This window comes from Marinagarivorans sp. (assembly GCF_982758155.1).
Window position 1 is genome coordinate 1 of the sequence record NZ_CEXWTU010000061.1, and the last position, 22,804, is coordinate 22,804.

At 45.1% G+C, this 22,804-nt stretch carries 19 protein-coding genes and 1 pseudogene; 12 read left to right on the forward strand and 8 right to left on the reverse strand.

Annotation, left to right across the window (positions count from 1 at the left end):
- The 3 genes from AC3A8L_RS08970 to gspG all read left to right on the forward strand — a co-directional run.
- Window positions 1-963, forward strand: a 963-nt coding sequence (locus AC3A8L_RS08970) for a DM13 domain-containing protein (RefSeq protein WP_487961905.1), incomplete at its 5' end; no start/stop codon positions are given.
- Between the two features lie 433 nt (window positions 964-1,396).
- The gene (locus AC3A8L_RS08975; RefSeq protein WP_487961906.1) at window positions 1,397-2,872 is read left to right on the forward strand and encodes a mannan-binding lectin; all 1,476 of its coding nucleotides are present in this window, start codon (window positions 1,397-1,399) and stop codon (window positions 2,870-2,872) included.
- A 398-nt stretch (window positions 2,873-3,270) separates the two neighbouring features.
- Window positions 3,271-3,705 (forward strand): type II secretion system major pseudopilin GspG, encoded by a 435-nt coding sequence (gene gspG / locus AC3A8L_RS08980; RefSeq protein ID WP_487961907.1) that lies wholly within the window; start codon window positions 3,271-3,273, stop codon window positions 3,703-3,705.
- A 105-nt stretch (window positions 3,706-3,810) separates the two neighbouring features.
- Here gspG and AC3A8L_RS08985 read toward each other — a convergent pair whose 3' ends face one another.
- The 4 genes from AC3A8L_RS08985 to AC3A8L_RS09000 form a co-directional block, all read right to left on the reverse strand.
- On the reverse strand, window positions 3,811-4,962 hold the full coding sequence (locus AC3A8L_RS08985; RefSeq protein WP_487961908.1) for an NAD(P)/FAD-dependent oxidoreductase: 1,152 nt from the start codon (window positions 4,960-4,962) through the stop codon (window positions 3,811-3,813).
- Between the two features lie 119 nt (window positions 4,963-5,081).
- A complete protein-coding gene (locus AC3A8L_RS08990; protein WP_487961909.1) occupies window positions 5,082-7,196 on the reverse strand; it encodes a LodA/GoxA family CTQ-dependent oxidase in 2,115 nt (704 codons plus the stop codon).
- 3 nt (window positions 7,197-7,199) lie between these two features.
- Window positions 7,200-8,273, reverse strand: coding sequence for a ferritin-like domain-containing protein (locus AC3A8L_RS08995; RefSeq protein ID WP_487961910.1), 1,074 nt, complete (start codon window positions 8,271-8,273; stop codon window positions 7,200-7,202).
- 36 nt (window positions 8,274-8,309) lie between these two features.
- Entirely contained in the window at window positions 8,310-10,292 is a 1,983-nt protein-coding gene (locus AC3A8L_RS09000) for a di-heme oxidoredictase family protein (protein WP_487961911.1), read from the reverse strand.
- A 462-nt stretch (window positions 10,293-10,754) separates the two neighbouring features.
- Here AC3A8L_RS09000 and AC3A8L_RS09005 point away from each other — a divergent pair.
- From AC3A8L_RS09005 to AC3A8L_RS09030, 6 genes and pseudogenes are all read left to right on the forward strand, one after another.
- Window positions 10,755-10,895, forward strand: a pseudogene (locus AC3A8L_RS09005) (hypothetical protein); the annotation flags it as partial.
- A gap of 566 nt (window positions 10,896-11,461) precedes the next feature.
- The gene (locus tag AC3A8L_RS09010; protein WP_487961923.1) at window positions 11,462-11,752 is read left to right on the forward strand and encodes an outer membrane protein assembly factor BamB family protein; all 291 of its coding nucleotides are present in this window, start codon (window positions 11,462-11,464) and stop codon (window positions 11,750-11,752) included.
- A 258-nt stretch (window positions 11,753-12,010) separates the two neighbouring features.
- Entirely contained in the window at window positions 12,011-12,316 is a 306-nt protein-coding gene (locus tag AC3A8L_RS09015) for a hypothetical protein (RefSeq protein ID WP_487961912.1), read from the forward strand.
- Between the two features lie 336 nt (window positions 12,317-12,652).
- Entirely contained in the window at window positions 12,653-13,129 is a 477-nt protein-coding gene (locus AC3A8L_RS09020) for a DUF2059 domain-containing protein (protein ID WP_487961913.1), read from the forward strand.
- A 95-nt stretch (window positions 13,130-13,224) separates the two neighbouring features.
- Window positions 13,225-13,518: a DUF1330 domain-containing protein gene (locus AC3A8L_RS09025; RefSeq protein WP_487961914.1), complete on the forward strand. Its 294-nt coding sequence runs from the start codon at window positions 13,225-13,227 to the stop codon at window positions 13,516-13,518.
- Window positions 13,519-13,891: 373 nt separating this feature from the next.
- Complete coding sequence (locus AC3A8L_RS09030; protein ID WP_487961915.1) at window positions 13,892-14,416, forward strand: P-loop NTPase family protein; 525 nt, start codon at window positions 13,892-13,894, stop codon at window positions 14,414-14,416.
- Between the two features lie 228 nt (window positions 14,417-14,644).
- Here the strand turns inward: AC3A8L_RS09030 and AC3A8L_RS09035 are convergent, their stop codons facing one another.
- The gene (locus AC3A8L_RS09035) at window positions 14,645-15,034 is read right to left on the reverse strand and encodes an HPF/RaiA family ribosome-associated protein (protein WP_487961916.1); all 390 of its coding nucleotides are present in this window, start codon (window positions 15,032-15,034) and stop codon (window positions 14,645-14,647) included.
- A gap of 207 nt (window positions 15,035-15,241) precedes the next feature.
- Window positions 15,242-15,634, reverse strand: a complete 393-nt coding sequence (locus AC3A8L_RS09040) for a DUF3859 domain-containing protein (RefSeq protein ID WP_487961917.1) — start codon at window positions 15,632-15,634, stop codon at window positions 15,242-15,244.
- 597 nt (window positions 15,635-16,231) lie between these two features.
- On the opposite strand from AC3A8L_RS09040, the gene AC3A8L_RS09045 reads away from it, so the two are divergent.
- The 3 genes from AC3A8L_RS09045 (at window position 16,232) to AC3A8L_RS09055 (ending at window position 20,728) form a co-directional block, all read left to right on the forward strand.
- Window positions 16,232-17,347 (forward strand): hypothetical protein, encoded by a 1,116-nt coding sequence (locus AC3A8L_RS09045; RefSeq protein ID WP_487961918.1) that lies wholly within the window; start codon window positions 16,232-16,234, stop codon window positions 17,345-17,347.
- Window positions 17,348-17,520: 173 nt separating this feature from the next.
- The gene (locus tag AC3A8L_RS09050) at window positions 17,521-18,297 is read left to right on the forward strand and encodes a phytanoyl-CoA dioxygenase family protein (RefSeq protein WP_487961919.1); all 777 of its coding nucleotides are present in this window, start codon (window positions 17,521-17,523) and stop codon (window positions 18,295-18,297) included.
- Between the two features lie 640 nt (window positions 18,298-18,937).
- A complete protein-coding gene (locus AC3A8L_RS09055; protein WP_487961920.1) occupies window positions 18,938-20,728 on the forward strand; it encodes a flavin monoamine oxidase family protein in 1,791 nt (596 codons plus the stop codon).
- Window positions 20,729-21,216: 488 nt separating this feature from the next.
- Here the strand turns inward: AC3A8L_RS09055 and AC3A8L_RS09060 are convergent, their stop codons facing one another.
- Both AC3A8L_RS09060 and AC3A8L_RS09065 read right to left on the reverse strand, forming a co-directional pair.
- Window positions 21,217-21,927 carry a DUF6209 family protein gene (locus AC3A8L_RS09060; RefSeq protein ID WP_487961921.1) on the reverse strand — a complete coding sequence of 237 codons (711 nt, stop codon included), beginning with the start codon at window positions 21,925-21,927 and terminating at the stop codon, window positions 21,217-21,219.
- Between the two features lie 23 nt (window positions 21,928-21,950).
- Window positions 21,951-22,804 (reverse strand): DUF5110 domain-containing protein (locus tag AC3A8L_RS09065; RefSeq protein WP_487961922.1); only part of this gene is annotated, 854 nt, incomplete at its 5' end.

The following is a 22,804-nucleotide window of genomic DNA, read 5'->3' on the forward strand; positions in this document are numbered from 1 at the left end:
ACCTGCCACGCGTTGACTGAGCCAGCGATGGATGGCTTCACGCGACCGGGCCACCCAATAGGCGATGCTTTAAGGCGAACAAGTTTTAAAAATGGCCAGCTCGGCACCTTTATTGAGGCCGCAAACAGCTGCTTAACCGAGTGGATGAATGCGCCCGAGTGGTCGTCCAATAGTGCCGAATATGAAAGCTTTGTGAGTTATTTGAATAGCGTAGACACCGGCGATGGAAACGTCGCCAACCTTAGCTTTACCATCGATACGGATTACATGCGCGACACCTATGAGGGCGGTAGTGCTATAGATGGGGAGATGATATTTAATACAAGCTGCGCCGTGTGCCATGGCCTTGATGGGGTTGGAACCGAACGCGGTTTACCTTTGACTGGGCGCGTTTTGGAGCCCGAACTTGTTGCAAGGCGCGTGCGCACAAGTGGCCGAACCGCAAGCGCGGTTTACAGTGATTTAACCGGCGGAGTCATGCCGTTTTGGTCTGAAGAGCGTTTATCCGATACGGAGCTGCTCGATATTATTGCGTATCTTAAGGCCGCCGAAGGTAGTAATACCAATACCGGTGGTGAGGGCGGTAATAACGGCGGTGGCGGCAGTACCGGTGAATGTGCTTCTACGCATCCCAAAATTGGACAAAACGCACAGCTGAATACGCTGGCCCATGGTGTGAGCGGTACGGCAACAATTATTGATGACTGTACGGTACGCATCGACGCGTTTAATTATGATGGCCAAGGCATTAATGTTCGCATTTACGGCGGCGCAAATAATCAGTACGAAACATCCAATGGGGGCTTTGCATTAAGCGGCAATAACCTGCTGCGCAATACGCCTTATAATAATGAAAGTATTACAGTAACGCTCCCTGCAGGGAAAACGTTTGATGACCTCGACGGCATAAGTGTGTGGTGTGTTCCCATTGGCGTAAGCTTTGGAGATGGACAGTTTCAGTAAATATCAGCGTGCGAGTAGTTATAGGCGTTTAGAAGCGTAGCAATAGTTCAGCACCTGAATACGAATACCCTGCGATGCAATTGGCACGTAGGGTATTTTTTTGTCCGTAGAATAAAAAGTGAAGGCGATGTCTCGGCATTTAAATGAGCACCTTTCTAGTCGTCTCAATAATTGTAATATTGCAATAAACACCCTCGTCTAATTGAGCAAACTAGTACTACCCCGCCCCTAAACCCTCCCCTTCGTCTCATTGAATAAACACTTATTCCTTCGCCCCTAATTCTGGGCGCTTAGTTTTGGGTGTTATAGCGTGTAATACTTTTCGGTGGGAGCATGGACTACAGTAACGTAGATGTTGGGAGGCTGATGCTTGTGCTACCGACATCACTGCCATTTTAGTTCAAATAATAACGCGCCTTAGTCGAGGAAGAATATGAGCCGTAAAGCCATTGCCACCCTATTTATCGTTGTCATTTCAATGTTGTTAGTGCCAGCCGCAAACGCTAAAGATAATCTAATTGCAAGCGGTAACTGCACCGCGCCGAGTGGTTGGTTTACGAATACGCCGCCTGGCTTGCCTGCCGAAGTTGCTCAATCGGCAGGTGATGGGTCTTCCACCTTTTGTGATTTTTATCAGTTTAGCTGGCAAGCTTTTTTAAGCTTAATGGGCACAGATAAAAAAACCGGAAATCGTGTTTTTGAGAATACGCGTGCTTACCCCATTTTAGAATTCGCCGCTAACGGAGAGCCTGCTAATTCGTGCGACAAAAAAATCATTCATGCCACCAAAACCACATCACTCAATAAAACACAGCGATTGCAAACAAATATTCAGCAAGCAGGCGATAACGCAACTATTTATGACCAAAATGAAAATGTGGTTTACTACGATGTACGCTTTAGCCGTAATCTTTGTAGCTCCGCTAAGAAAATTGCCTCTCAAACAAACTTTACCGTTCCTGGTGACAAAAATCCTAATAACAACGTTTATGAGATTAAAACGGCATGGCGTGTATTAAGCGATGAAGATGCAAGCCAGTACGTAACGATTACAGCCGATATTGGCAGTGGTGAAAACAAACAAAAGGATGTTCTGTTGGGTTTAATTGGCTTTCATTTAGCGGTCGCCACGCCCAACCACCCCGAGTTTGTTTGGGCCACATTCGAGCATCGAGCCAACGCGCCTGATTGTGAGGGGCCAGCATCAAATAAAGGTTGGTCCTTCGCGAATGAACATTGTACGCAGGGTAATGATTACAATTGCGCATTCAATAAAGCATTCGAAGCTACCGAAACCCGTGGTAATCCTACTGAAATTTGCCGTGTATACCCCTACGGTACCGACGCAGCCGATGCCAATGCCGGGGAAAACCTAGCCGCCATTTTGTCGATGAATATGAGCGTGACAAAGCAATTGGCTAAGAGTGATGCATTAAATAATTACTTTAATGTAGGCGCGCTGTGGGTATCGGATACAGCAAAAGATTCAGATAAAACAGTCACTGTAGTAAACGAAAAAGGTGAGAAGGTCCAAGGAAGCGATACGGGTAATCAGCGCGGTTCTCTGCGCCTTGCCAACACCGTAGCCGAAACGACCTTTCAGCATGTGGATTTAAATCCAGCGTCTAATAGCAATTTCGCCAGTAATTGTTTTGGCTGCCATGGTTATGCGGGTACTGCGGATGCGAAAAATAAAAACACCACATCTGGAAACTTAAGCCATTTATTTTTAGATGTTGTCGCCGGTTTAGGGCAGTGTGTTCATGTGCAAGCTGGGCCTATATATAGCCAAAGCGAAGCCGAAACCACTTGTCCCACAACCTGTAGTATCCCTTTGGGCAAATGGAATGGGCAGTGGAAAACGACCGAGCAAAATGTTATGTCTGTCTGTGGTTGCTGCGCGAAGTAGAACTTAAATAATTTGATAGCTAATTGATCGTCATTTAATTGCAACCTCTTTGGTATTGAAGAGGTTGCAATTTTTTAAATAAAGCAGGCTGGATACTTGTAGTAATCTGCACTCTTATCGCATTTACGCGATTAAGCCTTACGTTACCCCCTTCATACGCAACCCCTCTTCTCTATATCATCTCTCTCAATACCATCTGTCTAAATGTTAGCCCGGCGCCGTACCTAGAAAAAATCCATTCAGATAAGATAATTTTTAATCACTTCCGTATAGTCTCAAGTTTTCAGTAGAGTATGTCGTGCCTTATTGGTTCAACTATTTATTTCCCTAAAAATAGTGAATCAATCATTATTTTTATGTCCTATTGGTTGCATCCTAATTGAATAGTTGGAGAGATTATGCAAAAAATAGGCGTGAAGGTTCGTGGCTTTAGTTTGATTGAAATCATGGTGGTTGTGATAATTATTGGTCTGATGTTGGGGGTAGCCGTGCCGTCACTGATGAGCAAAATTAGAGATGGGGAAGTCGCCAGAATTAAGTCTGATTTTAGTAGCATTAAAGTAGCGTTACAAACGTATGAGATGGATAATTACAGTATGCCAACCACCGAGCAAGGTTTGGAAGCGTTGGCAACCAAAACTGATATTAACCCACCACCCAGAAAATGGCCAAAGCGGGGTTACTTAGAGCGTTTGCCAAAAGATCCATGGGAACGAGCTTATCTGTATATTAATGCTGATGATAATTTTGAGCTATATAGCCTTGGAAGGGATGGCCAAGAAGGAGGCGAGGGGGCGGATAAAGACTATTTTTATAAGCAGATGTTTGAATAAAAAGCTTACGGTTTACTGTAGAGAAAATGTCGAAAAATAAAGAGTGCGCTCAAGAATACTTGAGTGTTACTCATAATCCTGTTGTCGTACACTACTTAATAAACGTTAAGCCACTGCTAATCCAGCATTTGCCGAATGGCGTTTTCGCCAAAATTCGGCATCGGGCCAACGTTGTTCCAAATCATAAAAATAGGCTCGTTGTTCTAAGTAACCGATAAACTGCTGGCCCACCCGTTGACGGTAATCGAGTAAACCTTCGTTATTTCCTGCTAGCCACTGCTTAATGGCAGGTGCGGCTTCTAAACTATTGAGCAGTGCCTTATAAATACCTTGCGAACTAATCGGGTCGTAAGCACTGGCGGCGTCGCCAACGGCGAGCCAATGGCTACCGGCCGGTGGATTTAATAAAACAGAGGGGGCTACCCACGTTTGTAGTGCTGCGGGTGGAGTGGGTTGGCCGAGAGCCTCAAATAAATGTTGAGTATTTTTTAAGGCGCTGTACCAGTGTTCTTTTTGGTTTAAGTTTTTTTGCTGAATAATACTTTGGTCGCTAGCAATGGCTGCAATAGTGCGGTTGTTGGGTAAGCGGGCTGTATACCACCAGCCATCTTCAACGGCTTCTAGCAGTGTCATGCGGTTGGCGTGTTGGGTGTTTTGTTGCGGTGTTTTGGCGTGGTCAAAATAGGCGGCTACACAGACTAGGCTATCGTCTACTTTACGGTTAGCGCCTAAACGGCGTGCTACTTTAGCGGCGCGGCCGGTGGCATCTACAATAAAGCGAGCTTGTATTTTTTGATGATTTGCGAAAGTGATATGTAATGGGTGTGCGGTATTTGAGGCTTCTGTTGTTGTGGCCTGTACGTTTTTAAAAGGCATTTCGCTGCACACCGTAATACCGCGCAAGCGTGCCTCGTTAACGAGGAATTGATCGAAACGCAGGCGGTCCAAATGCCAACCGTGACCACGTGGGTTAAATAAAAAATCATTAAAGCCTAGGGTATTACTGCCCCAAGAAGAATAACTTCCCATGCTGGGTTCGTGCCCTTCGCGCTCAAAGGCTTGCCATAAGCCCAAGCGCGAGAATAATCCACGAGTATCAGGCGGAATGCTCTCGCCAATACGCGGTTGGGAATAATCGCTGGCTTCAGCAATAAGAATATTATTAATGCCTAATTGTTGAAGGGCTATAGCCGTAGCACAACCCGCTGGGCCACCGCCAATAATAACAACATCGTAATGGGTCTTTAGATTAGGCATTCACTGTTACCAATTTTATTTTGTAAGTAAAAGTCGTATAAAAAATATCTATTGAACGTGGAGTGGTTCACTTATCGTAAAGTCCGCCGATAAAGATATCGGCGGATTTTTACAGCGAGTTAAGGTTTTCGCGTTGCCGTGCCTGTACCTGCCACCATGGGCCAAGGTGTTGGGTCGGCCAATTCTGGTGGTCCATCTTTTAGCTGGCTTTGCACTTCAAGGTACACATCGTCGGGGTAGGTTTTACCATCATCAATTTGCGTGGCTTGCATGATAATGCCAATTTCATTCCATTGATCGAGCATGTCACGGTAATCCCAAAAGCGTCCAGCATTCGCCAAATCATTGGTATCCGATGGGCTATTTTCACCAGGATAAGTACCGGGGCCGCGAACGGAATAACGTTGTGCCGGTAAATCGTCGAAGCTAGAACCGGTAAAATCGTCGGCGGTGTAAACCGTAACCGGACGTTGTGCCGGCCAAGACCAATACAGCGTATTAGAATCTTGTTTATTGGGCGAGGTTTGGTGAATAGCGCACGAGTTATAATCGGCATGCCACGGCAGTGCCATAAATTTAGTGGCATCACCGGGCTCTAAACCATCAAACTCCACATCGGGGTGGCGTGGTATCCAGCCAAAATCTAAAAAGGCAGGTTGTGGTAAATATTCTTGTTTTTTGGCAATGGTATTGTAATCCAGCGCTTTGTGTTTAATGCGGAAAGGCCCCGCACCATTTTGCCAATCTTGAATATACATGCTGGTTTCGCGGATAATCCACGTCATATCAATACCTGGGCTAAAGCGACCACCCAAACAGTTTTGAAGTGTCGCGCGATCGAGGTATTCACCAGCACCTAATGGCTTCGTGGCTTTTTTACTAAAACGTTTATTCGCCCAGCAAGTTAAATAGTGGTATTGCGTCATGGTGGGGGACAAAAAGGGTTTACCACCGGCTGCGCTAGAATCGCCCAAAGAAAGCGGCATTAGTGGGGCGCCAATATCACTGGATTGGGCACGCCAACTGGCTTCGGTACCTGGGTCTGGTCGGCGAATATACGCTAGGCCGGCAAGAATGGTGGCATCGGGATTATCGTCGGCGCTAATATTGCCGACGTTTTTATGGGCGTCTATCGCAAAACTTGGCAGGTAGGCATTCCACAATTGCTGAGCGGTTGCGCGAAATAACGGTTGAATGTGATCGTCGAAAGCGGGCACAAAATCATCGTTAAAATGGCCATTACTGTAAGCGGCTGGGTCTAAATCTAATTCGCGTACAAAGGTATCGTAAGCTTCATCAAATAACGAAACCACATTTAAGGTTTGCGGTGCATAGCTGGGATCGGTCGCGACTAGCCAAGCACCGAAGGGATCAACTGTGCTGCCATCGTCAAAAACAATTGTGGCGCGCACGGGGCCATCAGAGGTGTCGTCAAACCATTGGTCGTTATTCACCGGTCCATTAATGGGCACGGGCGTATCGTCTTCATCCAGCGGCCAGCCAGTACTGCGGCCAAAACCACCAGCAACAATTAAACGACCTTGGTCGTCGGTATTCATATCGCCTAAGGTATCAATGCGACCCTGATGTTCCTCCAACTTTGAAAAATGATCAAAAGGGAAGGATTTAGGATAATCGTTAATGTCTTTAATGACCCCAGCGTTACCTACACTGGGTTGGCTTACGCTATCGAAACTGGCGCTGTTATTTTTACCGTTAAGGGCGCGAGGGCCAGCATCAATAATTAATTTACGCAGGCGGCTAGTATTGTAAGGGTCTAGGCCCTCACGCAAGTTACGCAATGTGGGTGTATTACCATTTTCGTAAGCCACAACGCCAAGGTCGTCATTATTGGCAAACCAGCTAGATTTCTTATTGGCTAGATGCACTGTCCATACAATATCCTTAACGGTTTTACCGTTAATTTTACTGCCGATTGTAATTTCGGTGCCGCCGTCGGCGGGGTACTGGGCAACGGCATCTTCGGCGTAAGCATAAATACGAAAGCGCGCAGCTTGGCGTTTAAAGCCGCCGTTGCAATCGCGAATTTCACTGCTGTTAATAATCGTATTTTCGGTGCCTGGGCGAATAGGCAGGCCGCCGGTTGTGGCATCGCCGGGCTTGCCGGGTTGCGGCATGGCGGCAATGGATTCTGGTGCTAAATAATATTCTTGGCTGTTACCTACGCGGGCAATACCAATGGCGGGGTGAATTCTAAAAATTGACTGGCTCATTATTTATTCTCCTGCCGTTTCGGTGGCTTTAGCAAATACAGGGACTACGCCGTTTTCCCAGCAGGCTGCAATACCGGCGCCCACTTTAAACATAACGGTGGCGAATTCGCGGCCACAACCCCCTCTAAAAACTTCGTTCATCACGATTAAAAATTCGCCAAAGTGGCCTAATAAAATATCTTGTACTTCGCGACCGCGGTCACTACCAAAAGTAATGGGGTAAGTCTCGGGCAGTGGCTGGCCACGCAAGTAACTGAATTTTTCGAAGTGATCCCAAGTGGGTTGTAGGTCGTCTACGTTATTTTGATATTTACTGTCCACAAACGAGCCTTTTAAGGGATCGGTGCGTTCCGTTAATTGCGAGTGGCAATCGCTGCCGCTATCGCCTTCGCCTTGGTCCACAATTAGGTTAATCAAATTCCTGACTTGCTCTAAACCTTTAACACCGGTTTCAGTAATCGTGAGGGATCCGGCATCAGGGTAGATGGCTTTAAAATGCCCGACTTGATGTCGGTCTGCTTGAATATTGCCCGCTAGTTGCGTTGCACCTTGTTCAACGGCTTTATAAAATTCACCAATAGAGCCGTATTCGTCACCCGTGCTTTGGCTATGGCATTTATCCCAATCGGGAAATTCAATAATGCACATGGCATTAATATGTGCGACATCCAGCGGCCCGATGGCCGTAGTGTAAGGTGTAAAAATATCGGTGGGGTTGGGTGTATCGAGGGCAAAATTTAAGTGCGGGATAGCACCGCCGTAGCTGGGTGCGCTAATCACTAAATCGGTACCGTAAGCATTCGCAATATTGGCGGCGCATTGCATATGCAGCATTTCTTGGTTAACAACACTGCGTACCAAACGCCGTGCTTCAGCGGCTTGGTCTACGATGGAATACATCGAAGCCATGTAAAACGGAATTGTGTACAGTTCGATATCAACAGCCCACTGCAAATGCTCTTGTAGATTTTCGAGTGTCCAATCCTCTTTGCGTTTTACGCGTTTAGGGGAAACTAGTTTTCGTGCCTTCAATAAATCGTCGGCATTTTTAATATTTAAATGGCTATATAAACCCATGGGAATCCTCGTGGGCTGCGTTGCAGCCCCTTAACATTATTGTTGAACGTATTCGGGTGAAGTTACGCCTTCGGCAATTGGAAGCTTTAAGCTTTCTAAAAAGTCTAAAACACTTTGTTGTTTACTGGCTGATAGCTTGGCAAATTTCTTTGCAGCCGCTTGTGCTTCGCTACCTTCTACGCCATGTAACTCAATAGCATCACGCAAAGTGCGTGCGCGGCCATCGTGCATGTACGGGTCGGTATCGCCTACGCCCCACAATACGCGTGTAACATAAACGCCGGGTTGTGCGGCGTAATCTGGGTTGTCGGTGCCTTGGGCATAATCATCGGATAATTGCTTACCCATAAAGTGCAATTTTAAATCGCTGAATAAAGGCACTTCTATGTTTTTACCTTGTGCCGGTAACCGTGGCCATACATACGCAGGGACATCGCCTTTATTCACACCCGATAAATTCAAATCAATTTGATAATTATCTTTAGATAAAAAGTCGATCGTAACGTCTTGTAGAAAAGGTTCAACAATGGCGTAAACATCTTCTGGAGTAAGGGATTTTTGCTTTTCGTTGAAAGAAAAATCTTTATCGGTAGGCTGAACATTCAATAACTTGTTGCTCTTGAAGGCGCTATCAACACGCTTCTGGGCTTCTAAGGCACTGTCTGATAGATGATTTAAGCTATTCGTTAATTGCGCAACTTCGCGTGGGCAAGCTTCAGCTGGCGAAACGGGTGGCGGTGTATTGACGGTGAGCGTTGAATTATCAATATGCATGGTGGGTGTATGGCAGCTAGTGCAACCAATTTTATCCAGTAATTCCTCACCGGCGGCAACAGACTTTTCTTTGCCGGCCTCAATCATTTGATGGGGCGGCCTAAACATCGCAACATAGGAGGTTAGCGCAGTAACATTACCTACCGTTATTTCATCGCTTAAACCATCAAGGTCGCAATCTTTGTGGCCAACTTTTTCTACGGCTTGTACGCTAAAGTGAAAATCTAACGCATCGCGTGCAAAGTGGCGAACACTCGAGGCTATCCCCCCCCATTGAAAAGGTCGTACGACAAGGTCCTGTTGTACGCCAACCACTTCACTGGCATTTTCCGTACAAGCGCTATAAGAGGAGCACACGACGGAATACTTGCCAAATTCAACCCCTTTAGATTTCAGCATAAAGACTTGTGTGGTATTTAAATTACGCTGTGCGACAACTTTAGTAGCTTCGGCTTGGGCTTGTAATTCGGTAGTCATTTCGGTGGCAAGGCGTTGGGTGTAGCCGGTGCCTAAAACATGCGGCGGGTTGCGTGCGAATTTAGTGAGTACGGCTTTTGTTTTAGGGTCTTTGCCTAATAGCTGGGCTAGGTGCTCGGGGAATTGATCATTAATAAAAGCGGTGTTGGCTGCACCAGCGGGGCCACCTTGGGCGCCGGGCTTACGTACTTTTGCCACTGTTGTTGAACCCGGCGCGGTATATTCGCCAATGGTATTGTGGCATTCAAAGCAACTTTGGGAATCGATGCCATTAACGCGTAAAAAGGGCCACGCTGCAGGATCTTCTACGGTGCCATCACGGGGGTTCCATATGGCACGTTGTTTATGGCGCGGGCCTTTAGCGCCTTCACCGTGCCCGTGCTCGGCATTAAACGGTAAATTAAATTGATTTTGTCCCGCTTCTAAAACATACCCTAACGAGTAATCACCGTGCAGTAATTTTTGTTGATCCACATCGGGTTCGCGCTGTGGTGTTTTTTTACCCTCGGGAGGAAACGCAACATACACATCCTTGGATATTTTACGAATACCGCTATCGGCAAGCTCAAAATACTCTACATCCGAACTTTGAGACGACGGCACTCCATTATCTTGTGCAACATCATAAGCATTACTTAAGCCGGAATAGGCCATAAGGGTGGCAGAGGTGAACAATAAGGTAGCATGCTTGCCGAAGTTGGGTGATCGACTTGTGAATGCGCTAAATACTTTTTCATACGGTAAAGCTAGAGTTTTTTCTTTATTCATTATATTGCCATAGCCCTATTAATGTTGGGGCCCAGAATGCTGAGCGCGGCCTGCGAAAGTGTAAACACGGTTGCCCGCCAATAATCGTCTTACTGCGACATTCAATTAAATCCAATAAAATTTAGAATGAACTTGCAAAAGAAAATTGATGGAGTATTTTTTATTAACCAGTGATTGCAGTCACTGATGTTGTCATCGTTATTGTTATCAAAACTTATGCTGCAAAACATATTTCTACAGAATGCTGCAATGCCAACCTGCTATGCCATAAACACTGCTCACAATCACAAGGCTATTTTTAGTGCTAATACCGTGTAATAGCTATTACACGGTATTACACGAAAATACTGTATTCATTAATGAGGGTGAAAAAGAGGGCAGAAAATGACTTACACCGTGGCAAGTTATTTAAAAGAACGGTTAGAGCAGTTAGGGGCGAGGCAATAATAGTTTGGCGTCGCAGGTAACTATACGGCGCCATTTGTAGATGCTATTTTAGAAGATCCAGAATCTCCTATTAAAATATCGGGCAATCCAAATGAAATTTATGCCGGTTACGCAGCGGATGCGTATGCGCGCATTAAGGGGATTGGCGCACTTTAGGGGCGAGGAAACATATTTCATCCACTAATTACTTGATGTCGACCTCCTTATCTTCGTTGCTCAAAGCGTTACATGCCCGACACAATCGCAGCAGAAGCCACTGCGGTAGTAGGGGAGGACGAAACCGAGCCCCCGAATTGGCCACCGGGTAGTAAGTTTTAGTGTTCAAAGGGTGGGGCTGGCACGACGGTGTCGGCATTCACCTCTGGGGCACGCGTGAATACTTCCATGTAAGCTCTACACAAACGTCCTGTTTGTGACGGCCCCAGAGGTGAATACCGATACCTGTTTCTGAGCGTTGGGTTATTACCTTTGGTATTGGGACACCCAAAATTCCGGCGTACCGCCCTCAGTCTTAGGGTTTAAAGACTACAATGTTGAGGGCAGTGAAGATAAATGCCTAGATGTGGGTACTCGCCATATGTTGGAAGGTGTCTGTGTTTAGCAATTTAGGTATAGTTGTAGGTAGTTTGGTCTATATGTAGGGATGTTCCTGTATGTGACCATGAGCGTTAATCAAATGTTATACAAAAAGGAGATAGACCATTAACAACTTATTTATTGGTATAAAAGGCTATGCCGTTTGCATCTCCAAAGAAACAGGTGAAGAGAAGTGGCGTACTAAGCTTAAAAGTATGGCGAGCGTAACCAATATTTGTTTCGATGATAAGAACGTATATGCCTACGCTAATGGTTACCTATTTTGCTTAGATCCAAAAACCGGATCTATAAAGTGGGAGAATAGTTTAAGTGGTCTAGGCCACAGTCACTGTATTATAGCGTCTCAAAGTGACCAGCAACAAAGCATAGCAGCAGGTGCAATTAATCAAAATGCAGCGGCATCCGGTGCCGGCTAGAGTATGTGTAACAAAGGCATAAAGACTAAAAAGAAGAGGTAGGAACGCACTTTTTGCGGTACCCGCTGCGCTCAAAAAATAACACAAAAAACGCTTCGCATTCGTCCCCGCTGAAGCGGGCGTTAAATGTCGTCAGAGAACTCAGTTATGCAATTTTTAACTTACATACTTCTAAAGTGGGATAGCCTGTCTAGAGCTTCTAGATTCTTGATCCCATTTGGTTTTTTCGTGACAATTGCCTTGGTAATGATTCTCGCTATGCCTATGATTTTTCAATCTAGTGATGCTTATAGATTAGCCATTAGAAAGATCAATGACGACCCGCAAGTCACGATGTATTTTGGCGTTGAGGCCGAGTATGAGCTTTTAGAAGTCGACGGGTTCAGTTTAGGGGCTGAAGATGATTATGCGAACTTTCTGGTTAAAATTACAAGCGATAAGCTAGGAGGCTCTGTATATATCTCTATGTTTAAAAGCGTAGGGGTTTGGAAGTTTAAGGGCGCAAATTTATTTGTTGGAAATCAGAATCCAATAGCGCTGAAGTTCAGTGATGAAAGCATTTAACAGGGCAGGTCAATAAGACAGTTTACTCTACACTTGTGATTGTGCGGGAAAAGCTTCGCACAATTAAGCTGCTGGGACAGGCACCAGTTTGAAGTCATTATGGCTCTTAGCTTGATTGCCTTATACTCGATACTTTCAGTGCTATACGCAAAAAGTAGCAAAGGCCAAATTATTAGTTGCTTTTGTGTTTAAGCGAGTGCCTGTCCCAGCCATTGTAGGGGCTTCGTCGCTACAAGGCGCCCGCAGCTGCGGGCGTTATATCTATCCAACGAGGAAGCAATTATGAGTAGGTTGTGTTTATCTTTTATTGTCTGTGCATTATTTTCGTTTTCCGTAATGGCCGATGATAGAAGTGAGAAAGTAAGAAGCTTAATGGAGGCACAAGGGCTTCTGTCAATGTTTGAACAGCAACTTGCGATGGGAAAGGTACAAAATGAGGCTATGGGACAGCAAGTTATTGAACAGATACTCTCTCAGCTTAATCCTAATGAAGAGTTCCAAGTACGGTTTAAGGCTGCGCTTTTAACGTTCATGAAAAAAGTCGAAACGCCATGGTCAGCTAAAGAGATTATTTCTGTTTGGGGTGAACATTACGGTACTCAGTTTTCTGATAAAGAGCTAAATCAGTTGGTTGATTTCTACACATCTAAAATTGGTAAAAAAGAGGTGTCAGCGAGTAAAGTCGCATTGGTCAAATTTACAGAACACTTCCAAGCGCTCGGCGAACCGATAATGAAAAAGGCCATGCAGGAATATATTGAAGAACTTAAAATTACTGCTAAAGAGTGCAATTGTGCTAAGAAAGAGATATAACAAAACATCTTGAGCGACCTGTTTTTCGTCGCTTGAAAAAGACCAAACAATACAAAACAGGCGCCAACTATTGGCGTTAGAGCAGGTAATAAATAGTGCGCGGATATATAGTTGTAGATGTAAATATTAAGGATATGGAAGGGTTCATGGAGTATGCTTCACGTATTCCTGAGCTAATTGAAAAGCATGGCGGTAGGTATGTTGTAAAAGGTGCAGAGCCTGTCGTCATACGAGAAAGTATCGATGTACCAAAATTTTTAGTAGTTATCGAGTTTCCTTCAATTGAAGCCGCTGATAATTTCATTGATGAGCGTTCAAAGTCAGAGCTTATCGAAATTTTTAATCGTTCTACTGTAGGTCGAATACTTCGTGTTGAGGGTTGTATTTAGTTGTAAATTTCAAAGTATTTATAATCCTAAACTGCTGGGACAGGCACTAGTTTGAAGTCATTCTGGTTCTTAGCTTGATTGCCTTATACCTTATACTTTCAGTGCTATACGCAAAAAGTAGCTAAGGCTAAATTATTAGTTGATTTTGTATGTAAGCGAGTGCCTGTCCCAGCCAATATTAAAAGTTGACATTACTCTATCCCTCTAGCAATATGTAAATATGAATATAAATTTCACATATCAGATAGCTCGAATTATTATCATTCCATAGGAATGGTGGGGTTTTTGATGCGTTTATAATTTATCAAACCCGCCCAAGAGGCGGGTTTTCTATTGCTGTCTCATGGGTTTAATCTCAATGAACAGAGGTAGTATGAAAAAAATAGCAGTTTTCGGTAAGCCAGGGAGTGGAAAATCTACTTTAAGTAAAAAACTTGCATCAGCCTCAGGCATAGAATTGCATGCCTTAGACTCAATTTTATATAAAGAAAATGGAGAAGAGATCGATCGACAGAGCTACGTTGAAGCTCACGAGAGTATTCTCTCATCTGAAACTTGGATTATAGAAGGTTTCGGGCCAATGAATTCATTTGATTCATTTAATAGGCGTTTAGAAGAAGCTGATACACTGATCTATATAGAATTACCTTACTCGACTACCTATTGGTTAGTGACAAAGCGATTCTTAAAAGGACTATTTGTAAAGCCTGAGGGGTGGCCTGATGGAAGTTCAGTGCTGAAGGGAACACTAGAAAGCTATAGAGTGTTAAAACTTTGTCCTAAATTTTGGAATGATGGCTTTTTGCAGAGGTTAGAGAGACAGTCGGCTAATAAATCATTGCATGTGGTTCGGTCGGTTTCTGAACTCAACAGCTTTGTAGAAAAGAATATGAGATAAATGCATATAACAATAAAATTCACTTGACCGTAAAAGCCCTGCCTCTTTTTACGTCAAGTGATTTGGGCAAACTGCTGGGGCAGGCACTAGTTTTAAGTCATTCTGGTTCTTAGATCGACTGCCTTTATGTGAAAGCCTTGAGGACTTCGAGCAATGACTACCCTTGAACATCGCGCTCTGAAAAGCAATTCAGCCAAGGGTAGAGTTTGTTAGTCGCTTACAAAAAAACTAAATCTCATCAGTATCAACATCAACATCAACATCCAAATCAGTCTCTTCCACCGGCAGAGCTGACGCCTTAGGCCTATGATCCTGCAGGCGACCCACTACGGTTTCTAGTCTATGGGCTAGCTTCTTGGCTGCGCCATTGACGGCTTGATCTAGCGTTGCGGCGTGCTCGGTAACGGCCACTGGCTGCCGACCTTCCAAACGAGCCTCTAACATACAGCGATGATCGTGTAGCCCGCTTTTGCCTTTGCTCTCGTCACTGATATGCACTTCTACTCGGGTGATATGTGATTGGTAGTGATCTAACGCATGCTCGATAGACTCACTCACTCGATCGGCCAGTGCTTCGGTACCGTGGATGTTGGCGTCAGTATTAAATTGGATTTTCATGAAGCTTTCCTTTGGCTTAAGGCCTGTGATCTGTTGGTATTAGAGTCTATGTGGGGTCGAGATTGGAGCTAACAAGGGGGGAGGGTGTATTAGGTGGTTGTAATAGAACATTATAGTAAGAGGGGATGCACTCAAACTTGTGATCTAACAGTGATGGTTGATCACAAGAGTACGACAAACTTATCATTGATCTTAAGCCGTCTGCTTCTAACTTACAGAATATACGTTAAACGTTTCGTCGGTATAAATAATATCGTCGATAGCCAAAGTAATTCGCCATGGGCCAACTTTATTGCTTATAGGCTTCCAAATGGTATCGCCGATAAAAAATCGCCAATCATTTTGCTTGATGTACTCTTCACCCGAGAACGGCGCCATTACAATGCCATCTTCATCTGGGATGTTGGGGTGATAAATGCAATACTGCAGAATTTTATTTTTTGCTTTTTTAATGTTTACGATATAACCGAATTCAATATCAAGTTCGCAGGGGATATCGCGAGTCACTTTCCGTAGCTTTGGCAAGTCTTTGGATTCGCTATCCCATTGCGTGTAAATACCAAAATTAGTCAAAGTTACTTCGGATTTTTTCTTGGCCATAAATTAAGTTCTTATCTTATTAACTGTAAACATCGGCCAAAGCTGGCGGTTGGGATTTTTCGGGTGCCTTGATTCTTAATGGAGACACTCAATGGGCGACCTTAGCATAGCCCTGTAGCATCTCCAAAGCCTGTTAATGCCTCTTCGAGGTTGTCAATCTAACAGAGCAGGCGCAGAAAGAAGAAAGGTGCACTTAGGGGCGTGCATGAAATAACTTCCCGTTTTTGGGTGCACACTTGCCTTCGTTAAAAATATTTGCAATAGCCGGCTATTACGCCATATTTTCGCCTCGTCAAGCAAGCTCTCACAAATCCAAATTCCAGCAACTTATTCCGTGCTCGCCCCTTATGTAGAGATGCCGCCTCGCTTGAGTATTCGTAGTATTGATGCGTGCATGTTCTCACGCGTGTTGAATTAAACCGCACACCTGCTGCCCCTTTGAGTTAGGGCAATAAGATTTTACGCCAAGTTAAGGTACGCTTATAATGCTGCGGCGATATGAGGGAAAGGCTCCCTCCATGCTATTACCACCTGTGTGCTTGGCTTCAACTAAATGGCAACGCATAGATCTAGGAAACCGAACTTTAAGGAATTTTAATGCCAGTTTATGACTCCCCTGCCCGTTTTTCGACAGCTTCCGCGCTATTATTTACCCTCACGATTAGTACTGGGTGCTCGAACTCAAGCGACAGTAATAAAAATTTGACGCCTCCAACCAACAAAACCGAAAACTCAACACCAACTTTACCTGCATCATCGTTAGCAAGTAGTTCAGAAAGCCATCTTTTAAGCTCGATATCTAGTAGTTCGATATCTAGTAGTTCGATATCTAGTAGTTCATCATCGGTTGTCAGTGAAGCCGTTTCACAGCCAAGTGCGTTTTTCAACTCCACCCCCTGCAGTGAATTTAGTGCTGCCGTTTCGGCCACTACACACAACACGTTTATTGTTGATGCGCCGCTAGGGGATTGCATTGGTGTTTTAGGCGACGGCGCACAGAAACGCGAGCTACCATTACGAATAGCTTCATCAAACGTGGCCGATAGATCACTACGGGCCGGCTCGACGGTTAAGATTTATAACAGTTACGAGCAAGGGCGTTATCGCTGGTCGTTCGTCACTATTGAAGTGACTAATACTTCAAAAGAACCTATTTGTTTTATTAATCCAGCTCGCGATCTACTTAGCTTATACGACCACAACGATCAAGAAGTCGCATTAATCTCCGTAGATTCTTATTTGAACGGCTCAATCTTCCCACTGGCAATCGAAATAAATACCAATACCTGCCTCGCCCCTGGTCAAACACTGCCTTACAGTAGCAAATCTTTAGCTCTCCCTGTTGATGTGGTAAATGCTGCAGCATATGCGGTAATGCCCCCACTTGAAGGATCAGTTATCACTGACGCGATAGTAAAACCCAGCCCGAGCTTAACGAACTTCAGCGCCTCACCTGAAGATATCCGTGCTGAGTTTGTAAACAATACCGGGGAAACTATTGACTTATCGTTCAGCAGAATCATTTACTACAGCGCTGATGGTTACGCTGTCGATTTTTCGTTTATGGACCGTCAAGATACTGAGAGTGATATTGTTGAAAGTGGCGACCTGTTTATTTTAGAGGATGACTATCCTGCAATATTTGAATACCGCCATGCCCATGCAACCCGTGCCATTATTTATTTAGATTGGGAGTCTGTTAGTCAACCATAAAACTCGTCATGTAATTTAGGGTACCCCAAATACTTCGACGAATGACCTCGTATAAACAGGTCTATGTATTATGGGTGTCTATTAATTATCTTTGGATAGATTTCCGGTGTGCATGTCCTCGATTTTGTCACCAACATTTTTTGCTGCCTTAAACAGGCCTTATTGGTGATCGCATGACGAATGAATACGAAGAAAACGGCTACTTTGTTTTCAAAAATATTTTCAACGATGATGATCTCCAAGGCTTGCGAGAAGTCCTATTAGATTTCCACGAGTTGTGGAAGCGAAAAAACGCTCAATTGTATGCTGACAGAGCAGTAAATTCTGCATATATCACAGGCACAGAACATCTGGATGAGATCAAAAGAACGCTCTTGTTTAGGTTCATAGGTTCATCTAAATTGATGGATGCGGTAGCTTCTGTAATGAGTCGTCGTCCAACCTTTATGAATACTCAGCTATTCTTCAACCCTGCTAGCGCGGAACAAAAAAATTATTGGCACAGAGACCCGCAATACCACCTTTCTATCGAAGAGCAAAAGGAAGCGTTAGCGGGTTCCGAGGTTATTCATTTTCGAATCCCTTTAATTGCTGAGCCTGGGGTAGAGTTGGTGCCCGGCACGCATCGGCGATGGGATACTAATGAAGAGCTTGATGTCAGGTTAGAAAACAACGGACGAAAAAACCATGATCATCTTTCTACCGGTGTCAGAGTAGAATTGGACGCGGGTGATTTATTGGTGTTTTCAGCCAATATGATTCATAGAGGCTTATACGGTATGGATCGTCTGTCATTTGATATATTGTTTTGCGATCCAGATCCAAATTTAATGAAATACGTTAGTGATGACTGTCTTCCCAATAAGGAAATAATTAGATGCCTTGAAAATGCAGATGCATTTGAGAGCGCCATAGAAATAAAAACCAATAACAAGGCAATACTAATTTAGGGCACCCCAATGAATGACCTCGCGTAAATAGAGCTGTTAGCTATACCTAATGAGAGTAATCTGTTGGCGGGTGTAGTGGCGAAGCCTAGAAGGTTAATAATGTCGTTGGATCAAACCTCTTGGTGCCACTGCTATTACCGTGCGGTGATGTCTAATCACATCACTGAGTCTTGTGCTGGCGGGGCTAGGTGATGCAATAAACCCTTTCGCCGCAAAACTGATTAATGCTGGGTAAAAGGCTTGGGGTTACTCGGCGATTTTTTGGTCGTTAGTTAATATTTTGATTTTCTTCGACACTTGCCCCCCTCCTGCCTCGATGCGTTACCCTCCTGAACTATGCCCAATAATACCTCATTACCTCATTACCTAATTGGGTAAACTATTATTGCCTCGTCTCTTAAATGTGTATTCTGAGGATGATGATTTTTCGATAGATAAAAAGAGTTGCGAGGTAGGGGCTATTTTTTTGTTCGGATGAAATTAGCGACAACACAAAACGTTGAGTGATTATTTTTAGTAATAACCTTTGTTTCTGGGCCTTTAGCGAAAAATGATAGTATTTAACGTGCTATTTTATAGTCACATTGATAGCGCCTTTTTTTGGCTGAAAAACGAACCCTTTTACAATGGAGAAAGTTCAGTGACCCTAAAAAGAAAGAATAAAAACGGTACAATGAGTACACGGCGACAAGTTCTTACGCGCATTGCGTTAGCCGGTGGTAGTGTGCCATTAGTTAAGGCAATGGCGATTTTAGGCATTGGCCAAATATCGGCGCAGGCAAATGCCCGTTCACAGTATGATCCTGTGGTTGCTAAAAGCGGTATTGGCACAGGTAAAAAAGTGGCCATCATTGGTGCCGGTCTATCGGGCTTGACGGCAGCTTATGAGCTTTCGTTATTGGGGTATGAATGCAAAATTTTTGAAGCCGATAACCGGCCTAAAGGCAGAACATTTACGATTAGGCCTGATGGCTCTTCTGATAGCTGGTATCAAGAAGCCGGTAAAGACAGTGAAGGCAAACAGCGAGAGGCGGAGGTTTGTACTTTTAATGAGGCCGATGGTAAGGGCTCTTTATATTTTGAAGCCGGAGCTGGACGCATACCTACGCACCATACAACCGTACTCGATTATTGTAAAAAGTTTGGTGTTGCTTTAGAAAGTTTTATTTTTGCATCACGGGCAAATTTGATGCGGAGTGATAACTTTAATCAAGGGGAGCCTGTACCGGTAAGGCATTTTAAGCACAATTTACGGGGTTATTTGGCTGAAATGTTCCGTACGGCTAATGCTGAGCAGCTCGATGGTGTCATGACGCCGGAAGAATTTGAAAAGTTGGCCGATGTGTTTGGTGAGTTAAAAGAGGGCACCTATCAAGGTGGTGCGCGCGCGGGTTACGAGGTTGGGCCGGGCGCAGGTAATAATAGTGGTGAACTTTATAAACCGTTTGCTTTTGCTGATTTGCTCAAGGCAAAAACGATATGGAATACTCAGCTTTTTAATGACATGCGGCATTATTGGCAAACGAGCTTGGTTCAACCTGTAGGCGGGATTGATAATATTGCGGCGGCCTTTATGCGCCAAGCCACGCCTGCAGGGGCTAAAGTGGGCAACTTAATTCATTTGAGTCGTAAAGTTGTTGAAATTAAAATGGTGACAAGGCGGGGGCGTAAAGTCATCGTTAAAACGCAACATGTTGATCATTTAGGTAAACCTCTAAGTAAGAAGAATGAATCATTTGAGGCCGACTTTTGTATATCGACAATTGCCCCTTCGTTACTGGCAAAGGTTAAAAATAACTTTGACGATAAATTTCAAGATGCTTTAACTACCGGTGTGCATAACGTCGCTGCGTGTAAAGTAGCGTGGCAGGCCGAACGGTTTTGGGAGTCTAGTAAAAATGGTATTTATGGCGGCATCAGTTGGACATCTGATCCAATAAGTCAAATATGGTATCCCTCTACCGGTTTTCATAATCAGCGAGGTATTTTAACTGGGGCGTATTTACGCGATGACCCGACTCAACCATTGGCGGATACTGCCGCAAGGCCTGCAACACGTTTTGGGAAGCTCTCACATAATAGTCGTGTGGCGCAAGCTTGGGAGCAGGGCCGTAAGTTGCATGCCGAATTAGACCCTAGCGCCCGTAATGAACAGGGTAATCCTTATAATATGATTGATAAAGCGATGACCATTGCATGGCAAAATATGCCGTTCCAAGCTGGTGGCTGGTTTACCTATACCGATGATCAGCGTAAGGAGGGTTACCAAGTTATGTTGGCTGGGCAGAAAAATATGTTTTTTATGGCCGGTGATGCGATGAGTTATATTCCTGGCTGGATGGAAGGGGCGTTAACGGCAGGCTTACGCGCAAAAGCGCAAGTTGAGAATGCCACCGTAAAAGAGAAAATTGAGGCAGCCGTAACACTGTAAAAAAGTAAGGCGTAGCTTGCATTAATAATCGGCCACCTATTTGCGATGAGTTAAGCGCGAGTAGGTAGCCGTTTTTTGGCGGGCATGGCTTTTCATTAAAATTTTAATTAAGCAAAATATCGTAAGAGAAATATAGGATACCCCAAGCACTCGTTTAGGTATAACGCACACATATAGGCACTATTTGCATGTCGATAACAACACTGCACAAATAACAACTAGGCTTCGCAGGCCGCAGCAAAACGCGTTAAGCAATATGGGAAGTCTAAGGGCCGAGGAAAAAATTCTTTACCCAATAGTACTTGCCTCCTGCTTCCTCAGCAGTGTTGCTCAAAGCGTAACATGCAGGGGTAACTGCTCCTTTGCAATATACATGCTCTGCCTCGATCGTTCTCCCAATTGGCCACTTCCGTGTGGCCCAGAAAATGATCAGTTTGCCGGCCTATTTGTGCAAAGCTGAATAGTTAATATCTAACAACCTCCTACCCCTAATCCGCAATATACCAACGGCCTTGGTTGTCGTCGGTGAAGGTGCGGCCGGCTACTGTGTAGATAATATCGAAGGCAATCACTGAATTCTTTGCCACGGGAATGCCTTCTTTGGGAGTGCTCCAGGTACCCTGGGTGTTGGCTTTAAGGGGGGTTGTAATACGGGGTGCCTGGGGTGATTTTGTTTGCCGCCAGCGTATATCAACAGATTCGATGCAGGGTTTTGTGGTGACTTCTACTTTGAAGGTGTCTTGCACGGCATTTTTCTTGGCAGCGGCGACCGTTGCAGACTTAATCGTAAGGTCGGCAAGGCCAAAGCGCAGCCAGTGATTGTTACCGTGGTCTGAATCCCAGTGTGTTTCACCGTCGGGGTGGCTGCAGGAAAACCAGGCTTCAATCGCATCGCAATCCGCAGGGATGGTCAGTGGTGCGGTTAGCATAAACCCTTGGCCGCAGATATCGGCTTGGTCGGCAAGTGGAGTGCCGGCGGGTAAAGACATCACGCCTTGCCACTCGACGCCCGTGGGGTGAAAGCGTACAAACGCGCGAATGTCGTGGTGGTGGCCTTCGGATTCATTAAGCGCCACTAAACGCAGTGGGTCGTAGCGTAAAAGACAGGGGCCGGGAACAAGGTCGCCTTGAACCAATTCGTGAAAATCTGATGTAAAAGTAATTTGGGGCCTAGAGCCCGCATTGTTACGAAGTTGCATAAACATGATCTCGATAAATGGGGTTAGTAGGAGGCGCTAATGGTGGTGTCTGGGCTGTTATCAAACACCTTCACAAATACAATATCCAGTGATTCGTTCCAGTACCAGCAATCGCCTGAAGAAGCTTGCAACGAACCAGGATCACCTACGTTGGGTAAATTAACGCCATCGCGCGATACGGTATTAGCCGACGTTACACTGCCCAGTATGCCAATGTAACTAAAGGAAGCGCCCGGTGCCTCTGCTGTACCTTTGGGTACATAGTTGTCTGTAACTTTCGCCATGCGAACTTGGCGCACGGTGCCATTGTTGGTCAGGGTTTGTTGGTAGATGCGGGTTAAGCGCGATCCGCTGTTTTGGGTGATGCCATCGTCTTGGTAAAGCTCGTAGGCGGTGTCGTCGCTCCAGCGATCGGGGCCGGGATAACAGTTAATGGTTAGTGGGTTGGCTGGGAGCTCGCCGACCCATTGTTCTAATTCTTGGAAGGGCAAAATGGCCCCAGCGCGTACGTAAATGGGTACTAAATTGAGGCCGGCGGTGTAGGCAACAACGGCGCCGCCTTGTACTGCACCCAGCAGTGGTGCTTGGTTATTTTGAAAGGCATACCAATTGCTGCCGGCCGGAAGGTAAAGGTCGCGGGTGGGGCTAATGGGCGGCGAGGCGCTTTCGGCTTGGAATAAAATTGGCGCTACCATAAAGTCGCCGCCAACAAAAAACTGCGAGTTTATGTAGTAGTTGTTGTTGCCGTAAACCCCTGGGTCGTTGGGCTCGTTTAAAAATAAGGGGCGGCAAATGGGCAGCCCAGATTGCGTGCATTGGTACATGGCATCGTAGTACACCTGCAGCATGGTATAGCGCAGTGCTACGTAGGTGCGGC

What these genes read in the sequence shown, in the direction of transcription:
- AC3A8L_RS09045 (WP_487961918.1), top strand. Translation starts at nt 16,232, where the DNA reads ATGCCAGTTTATGACTCCCCTGCCCGTTTTTCGACAGCTTCCGCGCTA.
- AC3A8L_RS09050 (WP_487961919.1), top strand. Translation starts at nt 17,521, where the DNA reads ATGACGAATGAATACGAAGAAAACGGCTACTTTGTTTTCAAAAATATT.
- AC3A8L_RS09060 (WP_487961921.1), bottom strand. Translation starts at nt 21,927, where the DNA reads ATGCAACTTCGTAACAATGCGGGCTCTAGGCCCCAAATTACTTTTACA.
- AC3A8L_RS09040 (WP_487961917.1), bottom strand. Translation starts at nt 15,634, where the DNA reads ATGGCCAAGAAAAAATCCGAAGTAACTTTGACTAATTTTGGTATTTAC.
- AC3A8L_RS08985 (WP_487961908.1), bottom strand. Translation starts at nt 4,962, where the DNA reads ATGCCTAATCTAAAGACCCATTACGATGTTGTTATTATTGGCGGTGGC.
- AC3A8L_RS08975 (WP_487961906.1), top strand. Translation starts at nt 1,397, where the DNA reads ATGAGCCGTAAAGCCATTGCCACCCTATTTATCGTTGTCATTTCAATG.
- AC3A8L_RS09030 (WP_487961915.1), top strand. Translation starts at nt 13,892, where the DNA reads ATGAAAAAAATAGCAGTTTTCGGTAAGCCAGGGAGTGGAAAATCTACT.
- AC3A8L_RS08995 (WP_487961910.1), bottom strand. Translation starts at nt 8,273, where the DNA reads ATGGGTTTATATAGCCATTTAAATATTAAAAATGCCGACGATTTATTG.
- AC3A8L_RS08990 (WP_487961909.1), bottom strand. Translation starts at nt 7,196, where the DNA reads ATGAGCCAGTCAATTTTTAGAATTCACCCCGCCATTGGTATTGCCCGC.
- AC3A8L_RS09035 (WP_487961916.1), bottom strand. Translation starts at nt 15,034, where the DNA reads ATGAAAATCCAATTTAATACTGACGCCAACATCCACGGTACCGAAGCA.
- AC3A8L_RS09000 (WP_487961911.1), bottom strand. Translation starts at nt 10,292, where the DNA reads ATGAATAAAGAAAAAACTCTAGCTTTACCGTATGAAAAAGTATTTAGC.
- gspG (WP_487961907.1), top strand. Translation starts at nt 3,271, where the DNA reads ATGCAAAAAATAGGCGTGAAGGTTCGTGGCTTTAGTTTGATTGAAATC.
- AC3A8L_RS09015 (WP_487961912.1), top strand. Translation starts at nt 12,011, where the DNA reads ATGCCTATGATTTTTCAATCTAGTGATGCTTATAGATTAGCCATTAGA.
- AC3A8L_RS09020 (WP_487961913.1), top strand. Translation starts at nt 12,653, where the DNA reads ATGGCCGATGATAGAAGTGAGAAAGTAAGAAGCTTAATGGAGGCACAA.